Raw genomic sequence first — 16,027 nt, 5'->3', positions numbered from 1 at the left:
TCGCGTTTTTCTCGTCAACAGTGAAGCGACGATTGGAATGGCGGACAGGAATAACAAAATCCATCAAAGACCTTCCCCGCCCCGAGTGCCCCGTCCGGTATAGACAGAAACCTGTCACACAAGAGCCTGACACACAGGGGGTCCGGGCCGGTCCTGCGGGGAAGGGCCGGTCATGGGAAGCCGCAGCGCAGCAGCTAGGCTTCTGCCATGGCATTGATAGCTCCCAGGGTGGCGGGCGCACTTCCCGCCGAAGACGCGCAGAAGCTCCGGCAGGCGCTCGACGGCGGCACGGACATCACGGTTTTCGTGGACGGCACGGTCCACCGGCTGCCTCCCCTGGCGCGGGACGCCGTCGTCGACCTGCTCGCCCGGTTCAGCCGCGGCGAGGCCGTGACGGTGAGCAGCGTGGAGGAAATGCTGACCACGTCGCAGGCGGCAGAGCTGGCAGGAATCTCGCACACCTACTTGCGGAACATGACGGACCGGGGCGAGATCCCGGTGGAGTACCGCGGCACGCACCGCCGGATCCGGCTGGCCGCGATCATGGCCTGGCTGGATGGGCAAAAGAAGAAGCAGGCGGCGGCCGAACGCGCCGGCAATGCCACGGAGGATGGACCGGAGCCGGGCACCGGACGAAAATGACACGGCGCCCGCCCTCAATGACGGCGGGGTAAGGATCAAGCAACGATCCCGCCAAAGAGGGGAATGCGGCGCGGACCGGGGTTACTCTTTATTCGTGTTGAGATTCCGGGGGTTGCACATTGTGGCGGGCATCGCCGCCATGGGTGTTGCTGCTGTCCTCGGAATGGTCATGGAACTGAACAATACGGCCATCTTCACGTCCAGCTGCGTGGTGTATGTGGCCGTTTCCATGTGGACGGAAAGCAGGATTGCCCGGCACCGGAACCGGGAACAGCCCCTGGGCGAACAGCTAGTGGGCGAACAGCTGGTTGGCGAGCAGCGCCCGCGTGAACCCCGCGGCGGGGACCAGCCCAGCGGTGACCACCGCCCGCACCGTGAAGGCAATGCCGCCTGACGTTCTCCGCTAGATCCGCGGCCGCCCCGCCCATCGCCTGGCCTTAAGCGCGGCATGCAGCTCCAGCCGGACCATGCCCTTCAGCGGATCCACGCCCAGCAGCTGCCGGATCCGGCCCAGCCGGTTGTAGATGCTGCTGCGGTGGAGGTGCAGTTTCTCGGCAACGTCCTGGACCGAGCCGTCATTGTCGTAGAGCAGCTCCAAGACGGGCAGCAGTTCGCCGTTGCGGTCATGGTCTTCCAGGACCCGGAAGTTCACCGACCCGGCATCCCCCCAGACGCCTGCGCCACCGCCGGCCGAGGCCAGCAGCTGGTAGACGCCCGTGGCCCGGCAATCCACGAGTTCGCCCAGTTGCGCGTCGACCGCGGCGGCCTGGGCCGCCACCCGGGACTGCCGGTAGGCCTCGGCCAGCTCCTTGGTGCGGGTGAAGCCCTCGCTGATGCCGAGGATGATGCGGTCAACCGGGCGTCCCGACCGTTTGGCGAGTTCCAGCTGGTAGTGCACCAGCACCTGCGCGTGGCTGGCCCTGCCTGTCGATTCCCTAAACAGCACCACGGCGTGCGTTTCGGTGCCGGCGCTGAAGAGGGTGGCATCGACGCCGATGGTCGCCTGGAGTGCCGCAGACCGGTGGATCAGCGTCGATGCAAGGGGGTCCGGACCGGCCGCCCAGCCGTCGGCATCGAGCACCGTCACCAGCTGCCACGGCCCGCGGTCCTGCACTTCCTTCCAGCCCGCCACGGCAGCCACGGCGTTGGCCTCGCCCGCGCAGGCCGCCAGGAACTCGCGTTCGCGGCTGCGGCGGAATTCGGATTCGGCGGTGTTGGAGTCCAGCAGCAGGCCGGAAAGCAGCTCAAGCTCGTCCCGGACGTCCGGGAGCTGGGCGAGAATCGCCGTCGCGCTTTCCTCCTCGAGGTCCTGCTGGACCCAGAGGTAGCCGACGCGGAAGCCGCGGACCATCAGCGGGACGCAGACACGCCCCAGCATGCCCAGTTCCTCGTTGGCCGGAACGACGACCGGCCGCACCGCGGTGGCGATCCCATGGGAGAGCTGCCACGCCTTGACGTCCACGGGTACGCGCTTGCTGAGCAGGAAGTTCACCCTGACCCGGTCGGCATGCGACTGATTGGAGCTGTAGGCGAGCAGGAGTCCGTCCAGGTCCTCGAGCGAGAGCCCCCGGCCCAGCTTCTGCGCCACCTGCTCCACGAGCTGCTCCACATCCTGCTGCATGCAGCAAGACTACGTCCCGGAAGGCATTCCGGGCGAACGGACAGCAGGCGACACTTGACGCTTTCAGCCTCGACAAATGTCTAGCTCGCGCTGCCAAAAACCGCGGAATCGTGCGGTTTCCGCCGCGCCCTGCTTGCCCCGGTCCTGTCGCCTGCCTCACAGCCGGATCTATTCTGGAAGCACAACTCCCCCGCCCCTTCCGGCGCACACAGCCACCGAACTTGGAGCCCAAAAAAATGATCATCGGTATCCCCAAAGAGATCAAGAACAACGAATTCCGCGTCGCCATCACCGCCGCCGGCGTTCACGAGTTCCGCACCCACGGCCACACAGTCCTGGTGGAGCGCGGCGCAGGCCTGGGCTCGGGCATCACGGACGAGGAGTACGCCATCGCCGGCGCCGAGATCGTCGCCGAGGCCGACGACGTCTGGGCCCGCGCAGACATGGTCATGAAGGTCAAGGAACCCATCGCCGCGGAATACCACCGCTTCCGCAAGGGCCTGATCCTCTTCACCTACCTCCACCTCGCCGCCGAGCCCGAACTGACCCGCGAGCTCATCAACTCCGGCGTCACCGCCATCGCCTACGAAACCGTCCAGGAAGGCCGCACGCTTCCCCTGCTGGCCCCGATGTCCGAGGTGGCCGGCCGGCTCTCCGTCCAGGTCGGAGCCACCTCCCTCATGGCCCCCGCCGGAGGCAAGGGCGTCCTCCTGGGCGGCGTCCCCGGCGTCCGCCCGGCCAAGGTCGTCGTCCTGGGCGCCGGTGTGGCCGGGACCAACGCCGCCGCCATGGCCCTGGGACTCGGGGCAGACGTCACCATCCTGGACATCAACATCAACCGCCTGCGCGAACTCGACGCCCAGTACCAGGGCCGCCTCAAGACCGTGGCGTCCAACAAGTACGAGATCGAAAAGTCAGTGGTGGACGCGGACCTGGTGATCGGCTCCGTGCTGATCCCCGGTGCCAAGGCCCCGAAACTGGTCACCAACGAACTCGTGGCCCGCATGAAGCCCGGCTCGGTGCTCGTAGACATCGCCGTGGACCAGGGCGGCTGCTTCGAGGACACCCACCCCACCACGCACCAGGAACCCACCTACAAGGTCCACAACACGATCTTCTACTGCGTGGCCAACATGCCCGGCGCCGTCCCGAACACCTCCACCTACGCACTGACCAACGTCACCCTGCGCTACGGCGTGGCCCTGGCCAACCTCGGCGTCAAAGCCGCATTCGAAAAGGACCCCGCCCTTGCCGCCGGCCTCAACATCGCAGCAGGCCACGTGGCACACCACTCCGTCTCCGAAGCGCATAACCTGCCCCTCGTAGCGGACTGGCACGAACTGGTCTCCGCCTGACACGTACCATCGACTGCTCCGTAAGCGCCCTTTTGACCCCTCATAACGGCAGCTACGGAGCAGTCGATGGGTTTTTAAGCCAGCGTCCGGGCCTGCTCGATCAGTTTGAGGACTTCCACCGGGCCGGCGGGATCGACGGGGAGGGGCAGCGATGAGGCGGCGCCGCCGTCGGAAATCTTGTCCGCGAGGATGCGGTAGAACTCCGGGTAGGCGCCGCGTTCGGTGGACACGCGGTCAAGGTGGCCGTCGCGGCCCAATCGTCCGGCCCACTCGGGGTCCTCCACGCCGTACTCCTCGTCCAGCGGGCCTCCGCCGGCCACAATGTACGGTTCCTGCGGATCCACGCCGTGCTTGGTGAATGCGCCCTCGGATCCGAGCACGCGGTAGCGCGGACCCTGCTGCGCGCACAGCATGTTCATCCAGAGGTGGCTGAGCACGCCCGACCCGTGGCGCACCACCAGGAAGCAGTCATCGTCCACCTTTTCACCGGGACGCCGCGCCTCAAGTTCCGCGTGGACCACCTCGCCCGGCCCAAAGAGCTCCAGCACCTGATCCAGCAGGTGGGTGCCCAGGTCGAACAGGACGCCCCCGCCGGTCGCTGCCGTGGCCTCCGCTTTCCAGGCCTTGGACACTTCCGGGGACCAGCGCTCGAAGCGTGATTCGAAGCGCGTCACCTGTCCGAGCGCGCCGGCCTCCAGCAGTCCCTTGACGGTCAGGAAGTCGCCGTCCCAGCGCCGGTTCTGGAACACGGTCAGGACCCTGCCCAGGCGGGCTGCCAGCCCGATCAGCTCGGCCCCCTCGGCGCTGGTCACGGCGAAGGGCTTGTCCACGACGACGTCGAGGCCCGCCTCAAGCGCGGCCTTCGCCAGCGGGTAATGCGTCGCCGGCGGCGTCCCCAGGACCACGAGGTCAAGGTCCGCGGCCAGCGCCAGGACGGCGTCGCCGTCGGGAACTGTCCTGACACCCGGATAACGCCCGACGGCGGTGGCCTGGCGGCCGGCATCCGACGTCGCGATGACGTCCAGCGAGTAGCGCCGATCGGCCGCGATCAGCGGGGCGTGAAAGACGCTTCCGGAGAGGCCAAAGCCCACCACGGCGGTCCGGATTGCCCGGTGATCATCAGGCGTCTGGTTCCCTGGCGCGGAAAGGGGCGAGGAGGAGGATTCGGTGCTCATGGGGCAACGCTACTCCGGGATCCCGCCCTCCGCAGATCCCACAACGCGCGTGACCAGCTGGCGCCATGACTCCTCGAGCCGTTCGGGGGAAACGCCGTGCACCCGGACGGCGTGGAGCAGCCGCTCCGGATCCAGGGTGGCACTCAGGGACATGGCCATAAGCCACGGGTCCGCGTCGAAGCCGGCGGCGCGGAGCAGATGCTCGATATGCCTGTGCCACAGCACAGCGGCGGGGACCTCGAACTTGTTGTACACCGAATGGTCGGCAGCCCGCGCGAGGTCGCCGTATTCCAGGACGTAGCCGATCCGCCCGGCGCCGAAAGCGATGAGCCGCTCAAGGGGCGGCGCCCCGGGGCCGAGCGGCGGGGGGCCGAACATGAAGCGGCCCTGGAACTCGGCCTCGGCGTCGCTCAGCAGGGTCATCATGAGCCCTGCCCGGCTGCCGAAGCGGCGGAAGACCGTTCCCTTGCCCACACCGGCCCGTTCGGCCAGCTTGTCCATGGTCAGTCCGTCCGCGCCGCACTCCTCAATCAGCTGCCGGGCAGCACACAGCAGCAGCTCCCGGTTTCGGGCGGCATCTCGGCGTTCCTGGCCGGAACCGGATGCTGATCCGGAGCGGATTGGGATGAGGCTCACATGAAACATTCTAGACCGGGGAATATAAACCGGACCGCAGTCCGTTTAGTATGGGTGAAGGTATCCAACGCCTCCACACCAGCCGCCGGCGGACCCTTCCGCGGGCCTGACACTAGGAGTCAACATGTCCAAGAACACCGTACTCGCCCTGGTCGGCAGCCTTCGCGCCGATTCCACCAACCGCAAGCTGGCAGAGGCCATCCAGCTGAACGCTCCGGAGGATCTCGACGTCGTGATCCACGAGAGCCTGGGCAGCCTGCCCTTCTACAACGAGGACATTGACGTCGAGGGCCAGGTCCCCGCGGCCGCCGCAGCCCTCCGCACCGCAGCGAATGAGGCCGACGCCCTGCTCCTGGTCACCCCCGAGCACAACGGGACCATGCCTGCGTCACTCAAGAACGCCATCGACTGGCTGTCCCGCCCCTACGGCGCCGGCGCCCTGACCGGCAAGCCCACCGCCGTCGTCGGCACCGCCTTCGGCCAGTTCGGCGGCATCTGGGCCCAGGACGAGGCCCGCAAGGCCGTCGGCATTGCCGGCGCGCGCGTCCTTGAGGACGTCAAGCTCGCCGTCCCCGGCTCCATGGTCCGCTTCGCCGAGACGCACCCGAAGGACGACGCCGAGGTTGTCGAGCAGATCAAGGGCATCTTCAGCGCCCTCGCCGCGGCCGAGAAGGCAGAGGCTGCAGCCTAGCCCCACGCCAGCCCTCGAACGCCCCCGGCAACTGCCCCGTTGCCGGGGGCGTTCGCGTTCCGGGGGCGTTGGCGTTCCGGGCACGCACGGGCGGCGCGCGGCGCAACCATTCCGTAACTGAGCTGCGGCCGAACTGACACCGGCGCTCCGTTCCGCGCCGACTTCCGCCGCACTACCGTTGATATACGGAAACGCGCGAGCGGGAAGTGCGGTGCAGCCATGAAGACCAGCCAGGGCGGCAGGGTGCGGACGACGGCGGCTGCCGCCTTCTGCCTGCTGCTTCCGTTGTGGCTGGGGTCCTGCGTGTCCGTCCCGGCTTCCCCGGGCGGGACCGCTGCCGAACACGCTCCTGCCGCCGCGCCGGGCCCGGCGGCCCCCGACCCCCGGCCCGTTCCCGCCCCGACGCCGCCCGATGGAGCCGGGGCTGCCACGCCGCCTGCAGCGGGTGAGGGATCTGTCCAGGGCTCCGGTGCACAGCCTGGCGTCGGTTCCAGCGCGGGGTCCAACCTCCACCCGGGCACTAATTCCGTCCCCCAGGTAGCCGCGACGCCTGCCCCACCGGCACAGCCTGCGGAGTCGGAGTCCACTGAAGGAACCGCCGGCGGGCCGGCCCTCCCGGAGCAGGATGTCGCCGGAGCTCCGGCTCCTTCGGCCCCGGGCACGGGGACCGGCGGGGCCGCAGCCGGCCCCGCGGCCGGTTTCGGAACGGGTGCCGCGAGCGGCTCGGGCGGGGGGTCGGGCATCGTCGCCGGCACCGCGGTGTACTACGTGGCAGTGGACGACGGCGGCAGTTCCGGCGTGCGCTTCGGCTGCAATGACAGCCTCGTCGCCGTGCGCCACGCCGACCCCGCGATCCGTGAGCCGCTTCAGGCAGCCATGGGCCACCTGCTGTCCGGGAGCGGCACGCCGGCCGGACTGTACAACGCCCTGGCGTCATCCGCGCTGAAGTACGTTTCCGGATACCTGGACGGGGAGACGGTGGTGGTGAACCTGAGCGGCGCGGTTCAGCCCGGCGGCGTGTGCGACATTCCGCGGATTGACGCCCAGCTTACCCATACTGCCGTGACGGCCGTCGGCGCCGTCCGGGCAGAGATTTACGTCGACGGCGTGAGGCTGGCAGACGTCCTGAGCCTGCGGTAGGCCCGGTCCGCTGGGTTCAACACGCGCGCGTCATTCGCGTGCCTGCGCCCGGGTGAAGAGGGCGTCCATCTCGGCGTGGCTGCGGGCTCCGGCCAGCCTGGACCAGTTGCCGTCGCCCAGGACTTCAGCAGCCACCCTGGACACCGTCGCATAGGCTGCCTTCGCCGTATTGCCGCCGATGCTGATCCGCCGCACACCGGCGTCGTGCAGTTCCCCGACGGAGGGCGCACCCACTCCGGCGAGTGCGTTCAGCGGTGCCGGGATCCGGCGGGAGAGCTCATGCAGGATATGCAGATCCGTCACGCCCGGCACGAAGATGCCGTCCGCCCCGGCGGCCAGGTATGCCGGGACCCGCCGCAGCGTTTCTTCGAACGCCGATTCCGGAAACCGCCCCGAAAGGTAGGTGTCCGTCCGGGCGTTGATGAATAGCCGCACCCCGGCCTCCTCCGCCACCCTCCTGACGGTCCCGATTCTGCGGGCCTGCTCCGCAACGTCGGTCAGCGGCTCGCCTCCGGAATCCTCGATGTTCACGCCCACGGCCCCCGCCGCCAGCACCGCGGTGATGGTCTGCTCCAGCAGGGCGTCGTCGAAGGCGCCGTTACTGCCGGCGTACCCCGTTTCGATGTCGGCCGTCACCGGCAGGTCCGTCGCCGCCGCAATCCTGCCGAGCGCGGCCATGGCGAGGGCACCGGGCAGGTGGTTGCCGTCCGGAAAGCCCAGGCTCCAGGAGATGGCCGAGCTGGACGTGGCCAGGGCATGCGCTCCGGCCTGCTCCACAAGCTTTGCCGACGCCGCATCCCAGACATTCACCAGCACCAGCGGGGCCGGTCCTTCCGCATGAAGTTCTCGGAAGGCGGCGGCCTTGTCCGACTGGGCACGAAAGGACTGGGACGTGGTCATGGCTCCATTCCATGCCCTCGGCGTGCGCGCGTAAAGGACCTGCCGCCCAAATCTCGGCCTTTCGTCAACAACTGTTGCCTTATTGGCAACACCTGGCTGTATCCTAGGGACTGTGACCCACGAGACACTTGACGCCGCCGCAGCCGTCCTGCCCGCCGAAGCCATTGACGCGATCGAACGGGCGGCAACGTCCTCGCACCGCCATGAAGGACTCTTCTCGGAGCGCGCCGCCAACATCAAACAGTCAGCCGTCCGCGACGTCTTCGACATCTCGCTGCGCCCGGGGCTCGTCTCCCTGGCCGGCGGCAGCCCCTACCTCCAGTCGCTCCCCCTGGACAAGCTGGGCCAGACCGCCGCCGGGATCATCGCCGAACAGGGCCTGACCGCCCTGCAGTACGGCGGCGGGCAGGGCACGGCGGAGCTTCGCGCCCAGATCTGCGAGGTCATGGCCGCCGAGGGCATCCTGGACGCCGCGCCCGAGAACGTGGTGATCACGGCCGGCTCCCAGTCGGCCCAGGACGTGGCCACCAAGGTTTTCTGCAATCCCGGGGACGTCGTCCTCGTGGAGGAACCCACCTACGTGGGCGCCCTGAACACCTTCGAGGCGTACCAGGTCCAGGTTGAGGCGGCGGCAATGGACGACGACGGCCTGGTGCCTGAGCTTCTCGAGGCCAGGATCGCCGAACTCCAGGGCGCCGGGAAAAACGTCAAGTTCCTCTACACGATCCCCAACTTCAACAATCCGTCCGGCATCACGCTGGCGCAGGAGCGGCGCCAGCGGATAGTGGACATCTGCCGCCGGGCCAACATCCTGGTGCTCGAGGACAACCCCTACGGACTTCTCCGTTTTGACGGCAAGCCACTTGAACCGCTGCGGGCTGCCAACCCGGACGATGTCATCTACATGGGGTCGTTTTCCAAGATCTTCGCCCCCGGACTGCGCATCGGCTGGGCCCTCGTCCCCGCCCACCTGCAGCGCCGCTACTACCTGGCATCCGAGGCCGTGACGCTGTGCCCACCCACGCTGAACCAGATGCTGGTCTCGGCTTACCTCCGCGACTACGACTGGAAGGGCCAGATCGAGACATACCGGGGGCTGTACGCGGAGCGCTGCCACGCCATGCTGGCGGCACTGGAGGAGTACATGCCGGACGGGCTTACGTGGACACGGCCGGAGGGCGGCTTCTTCGTGTGGGTGACCCTTCCGGACGGCGTGGATACCTACCCTCTGCTGCGCAAGGCGATCGACGCCGGCGTCGTCTTTATCCCGGGAGCCGCCTTCAGCCCCTCGGATGAGCCGTCCAATAAGCTGCGCCTGGCCTTCAGTGCCGTCCCTCCGGACAGCATCGCCGAGGGCGTGCGGCGGCTCGCTCCGGTGCTGAAGGAAGCCATCGATGCACGGGCCGCGGGGCACGCGGGAAGCTGATCCGCGCTGCAGTCCGGGCAGCACTGTAGCCTGATGATGGCCCCGGACGGGGAGGTGCGGAATGCGACGATGCAGCCCGCACCTGGATGCGGCGAACGAAAGAGGAGCGGATCATGAGCGGAATCATTGTTGTGGGCGTGGACGGCAGCGCAACCGCACGCAAGGCCGCGGAGGCGGCCCGGGACCTCGCCGTAGCGCTGGGGGCAACCCTGCACGTTGTGTCGGCTTTCGATACGGACCGGACCGAGGTGTACGGCAGCGGCAGCGACAAATGGATCGTCTCGGACGCCGGCGAAGCCGAGAAGGTGGCCCGGGACGTTGCCGCGGGCCTCGCCGTCGCGGGGCTCACCGTGACCTATTCCGCGGCACGCGGCAAGCCGGCCGACGCCCTCATCAAAGAAGCCGATCGCTCCAGCGCGCGGATGATCGTGGTGGGCAACCGCCGCATGCACGGCCTCGGGCGCGTGCTGGGCAGCGTCGCCAACAGCGTTGCCCACAATGCCTCCTGCGACGTCTACATCGCCAACACCTACGGCGCCGACTAGGCCTGTATCGAATCCCGCACGTGATGGACTGGAGGCTGGCGTGGCTGAGACGACACTGACTGAGGAAACACTGACTGAGGGAACACTGACTGAGGGAGCACTGACCGGGGCGACGGTGGGCGAGGTGATGGCCGAGCTGGGCGAGCTCGAGGACCCGAAGGCACGCGTGGTGAACGAGAGACACGGTGACGATCACGGCGTGAACCTCAGCAAGCTGCGCGCACTCGCGAAGCGGCTCAAAACCCAGCAGGAACTCGCGTGCCGGCTCTGGGAGACGGCTGACACCGCGGCAAGACTGCTGGCGATCCTGATCTGCCGCCCGAAGGCCTTCGAGCGTGACGAGTTGGACGCCATGCTGCGCGAGGCGCGCACCCCCAAGGTGCACGACTGGCTCGTGAATTACGTGGTCAAGAAGAGCGCACACTCCGAAGGGCTGCGCGTGTCCTGGTCCGCCGATCCGGATCCAGTGGTCGCCAGTGCCGGCTGGGCGCTGACCACCGAACGCGTCGCGAAGAAGCCCGAAGGCCTCGACCTCGCAGGACTGCTTGATGTCATCGAGGCGGAGATGAAGGACGCCCCGGACCGCCTGCAGTGGGCGATGAACCATTGCCTGGCCCAGATCGGGATCGAGCACGCCGGGCACCGCGCACGGGCACTCGACATCGGTGAGCGCCTGGAGGTGCTCAAGGATTATCCGACGCCCCCGAACTGCACGTCTCCGTTCGCGCCCATCTGGATCACCGAGATGGTGCGCCGGCAGCACGGGTAGTCAGGGCACGCGGCAGCCGGGGCAGGACTTGACGGGCGTCACGCCTCCTGGTGGGCAGTCTCACCCGGTTTTCCGGGGATTGGCGGATGGCCCAACGGTAAAATTGATGGTGCCCCCGATGGTGCGGACAGACCAGCACCTACCAGCGCCAGGATCCCAAAAAATGCTTACGCTTCAGCGACGCCACCTCGTCGGCCACGACATCCTCCTTGCCCGCCACGGCAACCACATCTGCTCGATGCGGCTGGACCGCAGCGCGGGACGGGTTATCGCCCTGCTGGACGACGGCTCCGTGGACAGCGCGCCCAACCTCATTTCCCCGAACCTGCAGCTCCCCGACACCATGCAGAGCGTGCTGCGGAACGACTGGAAGTTCCTGGCCACCATGTCCGCCTGCGTGGCGGGCCTCGCTGCCGCCATGATCGTCGCCGCGATCAGCCTCGCCGGCCTCTCGGCCGACCCCGCGTTAGCGCAATTGATGACCACGTACCCGGCGTACTAGGCAGCCCCGCGAGACCCGCGGGGTTCAGCCGGCGCGGATCATCGCCTCCCGCAGCAGCAGCCACAATCCAGCCGCCACACCCCCGCCGACCAGTGCGCCCATCACCACCTGGGCCGCTGTGTGCGCGCGCAGCACCACGCGTGACCAGCAGACGGCGGGGATCAGCAGCATCAGCGGAATCCACGGCGCGCCCAGCATGAGGACGGCGATGGCCGTCGACAGCGCGACCGCTCCCGCGTGCCCGCTGATTTTCCAGAAGACGCTGATGACGCCAAGCACCACCACGCTCCCAACGATCGCCAGGACCGTGACAATCACGCTGGCGGGGGCGTTGACCACGGTGAGCAGGCCCAAGCCCGCCAGCAGCGAGAGCAGCGCCATGGCCGTCACCGGTGCACGCTGGCGGCGGTCACTGACGTGATGATCCGTGATCTTGCCCAGCCGCACCAGGAGCAACACGGCGGCGAAGGGCAGCACGCAGACGAACAGTACGGCCAGGGCACCGAACCAGGCAGTCCCCGGGAAACCCGGTTCAACCACCGGGCTGAGCAACAGCAGCACTGCCACGGTGACCGGCGGCTGGAAGACAGCCGAGAGGAACAGCGCCACCCGGTTCCGGATGACAGTGTTCCTTTGCTCTCGCCGCACGCGCGGCCCCTCCGTCATCGCGGGAACTGACGCCGTGAGCCGGGCACTCCGCTGGCCAGGGCTCTGTCAGTCCAGCAGGAGGGCAGGCTCTTCGAGGATGGCGGCGACGTCGGCCATGAAGCGAGCGGACAGGTCGCCGTCCACGACGCGGTGGTCGAAGGACCCGCCAAGCGTGGTGATCCAGCGCGGAATGACCTCGCCGTCCAGTACCCAGGGTTTCTGCTTGATGGTCCCGAATGCCACGATGGCCACCTCGCCCGGATTGATGATGGGGGTGCCGGTGTCGATGCCCAGGGCGCCGATGTTCGTGATGGTCAAAGTGCCGCCCTGCATCTGGGCCGGCTGGGTCTTGCCGGCACGCGCCGTCGTGGCGAGATCGTTCAGGGCCAGCGCCAGCTCCTTGAGGGAGAGATCCTGGGCATTCTTGATATTCGGGACCATCAGACCCCGCGGGGTAGCCGCGGCAATGCCCAGGTTCATGAAGTGCTTGACATGGATCTCAGCAGAATCGCCGCCCGGGTTGTCCACCCAGGTGGCGTTGACGCTGGGGTTCCGGGCCGCAGCCCAGATGACAGCCTTGGCCAGGATCAGGAGCGGGGAGACCTTGATGCCCTCGAAGTCGCGCGAGGCCTTCAGCCGCTTGACGAACTCCATGGTGCGGCTGGCGTCAACGTCCACGAAGATGCTGACGTGCGGCGCGGAGAAGGCGGAATCCACCATCGCCTTGGCCGTGGCCTTGCGGACGCCCTTCACCGGGATCCGTTCAATCCGCTGCTCCTGCGGCCGGCCCGACTTGCCCCAGAACGTGTCTGCCTTGTCCAGCTCCGCGTCCCGCTGGGCCTGGTAGCTGACCAGGTCCTCGCGGGTCACCTCGCCGCGGGCGCCGGTGGGAATCACATCGGCCAGATCGATCCCCAGGTCCCGGGCGATCTTGCGCACCGGCGGCTTGGCCAGCACTTTGTTCACCAGCCCGGTGATGGCGCCACCCAACGTGGGCTTCTCCTGACCGGTGATTGAGCCTTCCGAAACCCCGGCCCCGTCCCCACCGGTGATTGAGCCTTCCGAAACCCCGGCCTCGTCCTGACCGGCGATTGAGCCTGCCGAAACCCCGGCCTCGTCCTGACCGCCCGCCGCCGTGGAAGCCTTCCGCGGACGGCGCTTGACGGCGTCGGCCTTCGGGCCGGAACCCACCAGCGGACCGCCGGCCAGCCCTCCGTCCGCCGCTCCGCCGTCGGAAGCCGTTGGACCGGTGTGCTGGTGCTGGTGCAGTTTGCCGTACAACAGAGGCTCTGGCTCGCTTTCCTGCAAGGCGGGCAGCGGAACGTCGGCCGGAGTGGGGTCCCCGGAAACGGCGTCGGAAACACTGATGATGGCCGTTCCGACTTCGACCGTCACGCCTTCGGGAACCAGCAGTTCCGTGACGGTGCCGGCGAACGGAGAGGGGAGTTCCACGAGCGACTTGGCGGTCTCGATCTCGCAGAGGACATCGTTGATGGCCACGGTGTCGCCCGGTTTGACCTTCCAGGAGACGATCTCGGCCTCGGTCAGGCCTTCGCCCACGTCGGGAAGGTTGAACTTGTTAAGCGTCATGGGGTCCTCGGGTTTCGAAAGCTCAGGCTGGCCGGCGCCCGGAGGCGACCGCAGTCGGAAACGTCAGTGGGAAGCGTCAGTAGCTGAAAGCCCGGTCCAGAGCCTCAAGGATGCGGTCGATGTCCGGAAGGTAGTCCTCTTCGACCTTGGCCACGGGGTAGGGCATGTGGAAGCCGCCCACGCGGATGACGGGGGCCTCGAGCGAGTGGAAGGCGCGCTCACCGATCCGGGCCGCGATTTCGCCTCCGATGCCGCCGAAGGTGGGGGCCTCATGGGAGACGATGAGCCGGCCGGTCTTCTTTACCGAGGCTTCGATGGTGTCGAAGTCGATCGGCGAGATGGAGCGGAGGTCGATGACCTCGATGCTGCGCCCGTCTTCTGCGGCGGCATTCGCCGCTGCGAGTGCCACCGGAACGAGGGGCCCGTAGACCACCACCGTGGCATCGCTGCCCTCCCGGACAACGTGGGCCTTGAAGGGATCCTCGGCCAGTCCCGCCGTTGCGGTGTCCACCTCGCCCTTGAGCCAGTAGCGGCGTTTGGGTTCGAAGACGATGACGGGGTCCTGGCAGTCCACGGCCTGCTGGATCATCCAGTAGGCATCATGCGGATTCGACGGAGTGATGATGCGGAGGCCGGCGGTGTGCGCGAACAGTGCCTCGGGCGATTCCGAGTGGTGCTCGATGGAACCGATGCCGCCGCCGTAGGGGATGCGGATCACGACGGGGACGGTCAGGTTCCCGTTGCTGCGCGAGTGCATCTTGGCGAGCTGGGTGGTGATCTGGTTGAACCCGGGGAACACGAAGCCGTCGAACTGGATCTCACAGACCGGCACGTAGCCCCGCAGCGCCAGGCCGATGGCGGTGCCGACGATGCCGGATTCCGCCAGCGGCGTGTCCACGACGCGGTCCGCCCCGAACTCGCCGATCAGGCCGTCTGTCACGCGGTATACGCCGCCGAGGGGTCCGATGTCTTCGCCCATCAGCAGGGTCTTGGGGTTGTTGCTGAGGGTGGCGCGCAGGCCCTCGTTGATGGCCTTGGCAATGGTCATGGTGGTCATCAGTGGCCAGCTCCTTCTGCGGTGTCCTCGCCGGCAAAACCAGCGGTGTACTCCTCGAACCAGGCCAGCTCCTCGGCCACAAGAGGGTGGGCCTCAACGTACGTGTTGGCAAAGGCCGTCCGGATGTCCGGGGTCTCCGAATCGTAGGTGGACTTGCGGATATAAGCGGCAAGTTCATCACCGTCCGCCGCGACCTGCTTGAAGAAGGCGTCATCGGCCATGTCCTCGGAGCGGAGGTACTTCTCCAGCCGCTCCAGCGGGTCCTTGGCCCGCCACATCGCCTCTTCGGAGGATGCGCGGTACTTCGTGGGGTCGTCCGCCGTGGTGTGGGCGCCGACGCGGTAGGTGAACGCCTCGATCAGCACCGGTCCGTTGCCCTGCCGGGCGTGCTCGAGCGCCCACTCAGTGACGGCGTGCACGGCAATGACGTCGTTGCCGTCCACCCGGATGCCCGGGAACCCGTAGCCCTTGGCCCGGTTGGACAGCGGGATGCGGGTCTGCACCGCCGTGGGCACGGAGATGGCCCAGTGGTTGTTCTGGCAGAAGAAGACCACCGGCGCCTTGTAGGACGAGGCAAACACCATGGATTCGTGAACGTCGCCCTCGGAGCTGGCGCCGTCGCCGAAATAGACCATGACGGCGGCCTTCGGCTCGGCTGCTCCGGACTCCGCCATGCCGTTGGCCTCAGCGAGCCGCTGATCGCGCTGGATGCCCATGGCGTAGCCGACGGCGTGCGGCGTCTGTGCAGCAAGGACCAGCGTGTACAGGTGGAAGTTAGTGTCCTTGGGGTTCCAGCCACCGTTGGAGATGCCGCGGAACTGGCGGAGGAGCTCGGCGAGGTCAACGTTCCGGGTCAGGGCAACACCGTGTTCGCGGTAGGTGGGGAAGATGTAGTCCTGGGGCTGGCTGGCCCGTCCGGAGCCGATCTGCGCAGCCTCCTGGCCGGTCAGCGGAACCCAGAGCGCCAGCTGGCCCTGGCGCTGGAGCGCCGTGGCCTCCTGGTCGAACCGCCGGATGGCGGTCATGTCGGCATAAAAGCCGCGCAGCTTTTCCGCATCCAGCCGTTCGGCATACTCCGAAAACATGGCGTCCGTGCCGAGCTTGCCGTCCGGGCCCAGCAGCTGGACCATCTCGACCGGCGGCTCGCCCAGGGCAGCCTCGGCCTCTAGCTGGTCATCCACGTCTGTTCCGTCGAACTCGGTGGAGGGCAGATGTGTGGCGCCCATACCGTCTCCTTGCTTGCCGCATCCGGATGCGTTGCAATGTCGCTGGGATATATGCCGCATACGGAATGCATTCCATATGCGGCATATATTTCTGGCTTACTGTT

At 67.6% G+C, this 16,027-nt stretch carries 17 protein-coding genes; 9 read left to right on the top strand and 8 right to left on the bottom strand.

The annotated features are described in order from the left end of the window. The first annotated feature begins 207 nt into the window (after positions 1-207). On the top strand, positions 208-642 hold the full coding sequence (locus JYA52_RS02260) for a helix-turn-helix domain-containing protein (RefSeq protein ID WP_205651524.1): 435 nt from the start codon (positions 208-210) through the stop codon (positions 640-642). A gap of 94 nt (positions 643-736) precedes the next feature. Beyond that, a complete protein-coding gene (locus tag JYA52_RS02255; RefSeq protein WP_205651523.1) occupies positions 737-1,036 on the top strand; it encodes a hypothetical protein in 300 nt (99 codons plus the stop codon). A 9-nt stretch (positions 1,037-1,045) separates the two neighbouring features. Here the strand turns inward: JYA52_RS02255 and JYA52_RS02250 are convergent, their stop codons facing one another. Beyond that, positions 1,046-2,263 carry a PucR family transcriptional regulator gene (locus JYA52_RS02250; RefSeq protein WP_205651522.1) on the bottom strand — a complete coding sequence of 406 codons (1,218 nt, stop codon included), beginning with the start codon at positions 2,261-2,263 and terminating at the stop codon, positions 1,046-1,048. A gap of 236 nt (positions 2,264-2,499) precedes the next feature. On the opposite strand from JYA52_RS02250, the gene ald reads away from it, so the two are divergent. Then, on the top strand, positions 2,500-3,618 hold the full coding sequence (gene ald, locus JYA52_RS02245; protein ID WP_205651521.1) for an alanine dehydrogenase: 1,119 nt from the start codon (positions 2,500-2,502) through the stop codon (positions 3,616-3,618). 74 nt (positions 3,619-3,692) lie between these two features. On the opposite strand, the gene JYA52_RS02240 is transcribed toward ald, so the two are convergent. Then, positions 3,693-4,793, bottom strand: coding sequence for a Gfo/Idh/MocA family protein (locus JYA52_RS02240; RefSeq protein WP_205651520.1), 1,101 nt, complete (start codon positions 4,791-4,793; stop codon positions 3,693-3,695). A 9-nt stretch (positions 4,794-4,802) separates the two neighbouring features. Next, positions 4,803-5,429 carry a TetR/AcrR family transcriptional regulator gene (locus JYA52_RS02235; RefSeq protein WP_307869283.1) on the bottom strand — a complete coding sequence of 209 codons (627 nt, stop codon included), beginning with the start codon at positions 5,427-5,429 and terminating at the stop codon, positions 4,803-4,805. A gap of 124 nt (positions 5,430-5,553) precedes the next feature. Between JYA52_RS02235 and JYA52_RS02230 the strand changes: the two genes are divergently transcribed. Continuing rightward, the gene (locus JYA52_RS02230) at positions 5,554-6,120 is read left to right on the top strand and encodes an NAD(P)H-dependent oxidoreductase (RefSeq protein WP_205651518.1); all 567 of its coding nucleotides are present in this window, start codon (positions 5,554-5,556) and stop codon (positions 6,118-6,120) included. A 219-nt stretch (positions 6,121-6,339) separates the two neighbouring features. Continuing rightward, on the top strand, positions 6,340-7,260 hold the full coding sequence (locus JYA52_RS22730; protein WP_276208523.1) for a GerMN domain-containing protein: 921 nt from the start codon (positions 6,340-6,342) through the stop codon (positions 7,258-7,260). A 30-nt stretch (positions 7,261-7,290) separates the two neighbouring features. Here JYA52_RS22730 and JYA52_RS02220 read toward each other — a convergent pair whose 3' ends face one another. Continuing rightward, positions 7,291-8,160 carry an isocitrate lyase/PEP mutase family protein gene (locus JYA52_RS02220; protein ID WP_205651517.1) on the bottom strand — a complete coding sequence of 290 codons (870 nt, stop codon included), beginning with the start codon at positions 8,158-8,160 and terminating at the stop codon, positions 7,291-7,293. A gap of 112 nt (positions 8,161-8,272) precedes the next feature. Between JYA52_RS02220 and JYA52_RS02215 the strand changes: the two genes are divergently transcribed. From JYA52_RS02215 to JYA52_RS02200, 4 genes are all read left to right on the top strand, one after another. Next, positions 8,273-9,586, top strand: a complete 1,314-nt coding sequence (locus JYA52_RS02215; RefSeq protein WP_205651516.1) for an aminotransferase-like domain-containing protein — start codon at positions 8,273-8,275, stop codon at positions 9,584-9,586. Between the two features lie 113 nt (positions 9,587-9,699). Beyond that, entirely contained in the window at positions 9,700-10,131 is a 432-nt protein-coding gene (locus tag JYA52_RS02210) for a universal stress protein (protein ID WP_205651515.1), read from the top strand. A gap of 127 nt (positions 10,132-10,258) precedes the next feature. Beyond that, a complete protein-coding gene (locus tag JYA52_RS02205; RefSeq protein ID WP_205651527.1) occupies positions 10,259-10,900 on the top strand; it encodes a DNA alkylation repair protein in 642 nt (213 codons plus the stop codon). A 163-nt stretch (positions 10,901-11,063) separates the two neighbouring features. Beyond that, positions 11,064-11,402, top strand: a complete 339-nt coding sequence (locus JYA52_RS02200) for a hypothetical protein (protein WP_205651514.1) — start codon at positions 11,064-11,066, stop codon at positions 11,400-11,402. A gap of 24 nt (positions 11,403-11,426) precedes the next feature. Here the strand turns inward: JYA52_RS02200 and JYA52_RS02195 are convergent, their stop codons facing one another. The 4 genes from JYA52_RS02195 to pdhA form a co-directional block, all read right to left on the bottom strand. Next, positions 11,427-12,050: a phosphatase PAP2 family protein gene (locus tag JYA52_RS02195; RefSeq protein WP_307869282.1), complete on the bottom strand. Its 624-nt coding sequence runs from the start codon at positions 12,048-12,050 to the stop codon at positions 11,427-11,429. 66 nt (positions 12,051-12,116) lie between these two features. Further along, complete coding sequence (locus JYA52_RS02190; RefSeq protein ID WP_205651512.1) at positions 12,117-13,640, bottom strand: dihydrolipoamide acetyltransferase family protein; 1,524 nt, start codon at positions 13,638-13,640, stop codon at positions 12,117-12,119. A gap of 76 nt (positions 13,641-13,716) precedes the next feature. Further along, positions 13,717-14,697, bottom strand: coding sequence for an alpha-ketoacid dehydrogenase subunit beta (locus tag JYA52_RS02185; protein ID WP_205651511.1), 981 nt, complete (start codon positions 14,695-14,697; stop codon positions 13,717-13,719). Next, entirely contained in the window at positions 14,697-15,923 is a 1,227-nt protein-coding gene (gene pdhA, locus JYA52_RS02180) for a pyruvate dehydrogenase (acetyl-transferring) E1 component subunit alpha (RefSeq protein WP_205651510.1), read from the bottom strand. The genes JYA52_RS02185 and pdhA overlap by 1 nt, the downstream gene beginning before the upstream one ends. Positions 15,924-16,027: the final 104 nt, after the last annotated feature.

The sequence above is a fragment of the Arthrobacter pascens genome (assembly GCF_017052465.1).
GTDB classification, from domain to species: domain Bacteria; phylum Actinomycetota; class Actinomycetes; order Actinomycetales; family Micrococcaceae; genus Arthrobacter; species Arthrobacter pascens.
The sequence above is the reverse complement of the archived record's forward strand: the minus strand, read 5'-3'. Positions and strand labels throughout refer to the sequence as shown.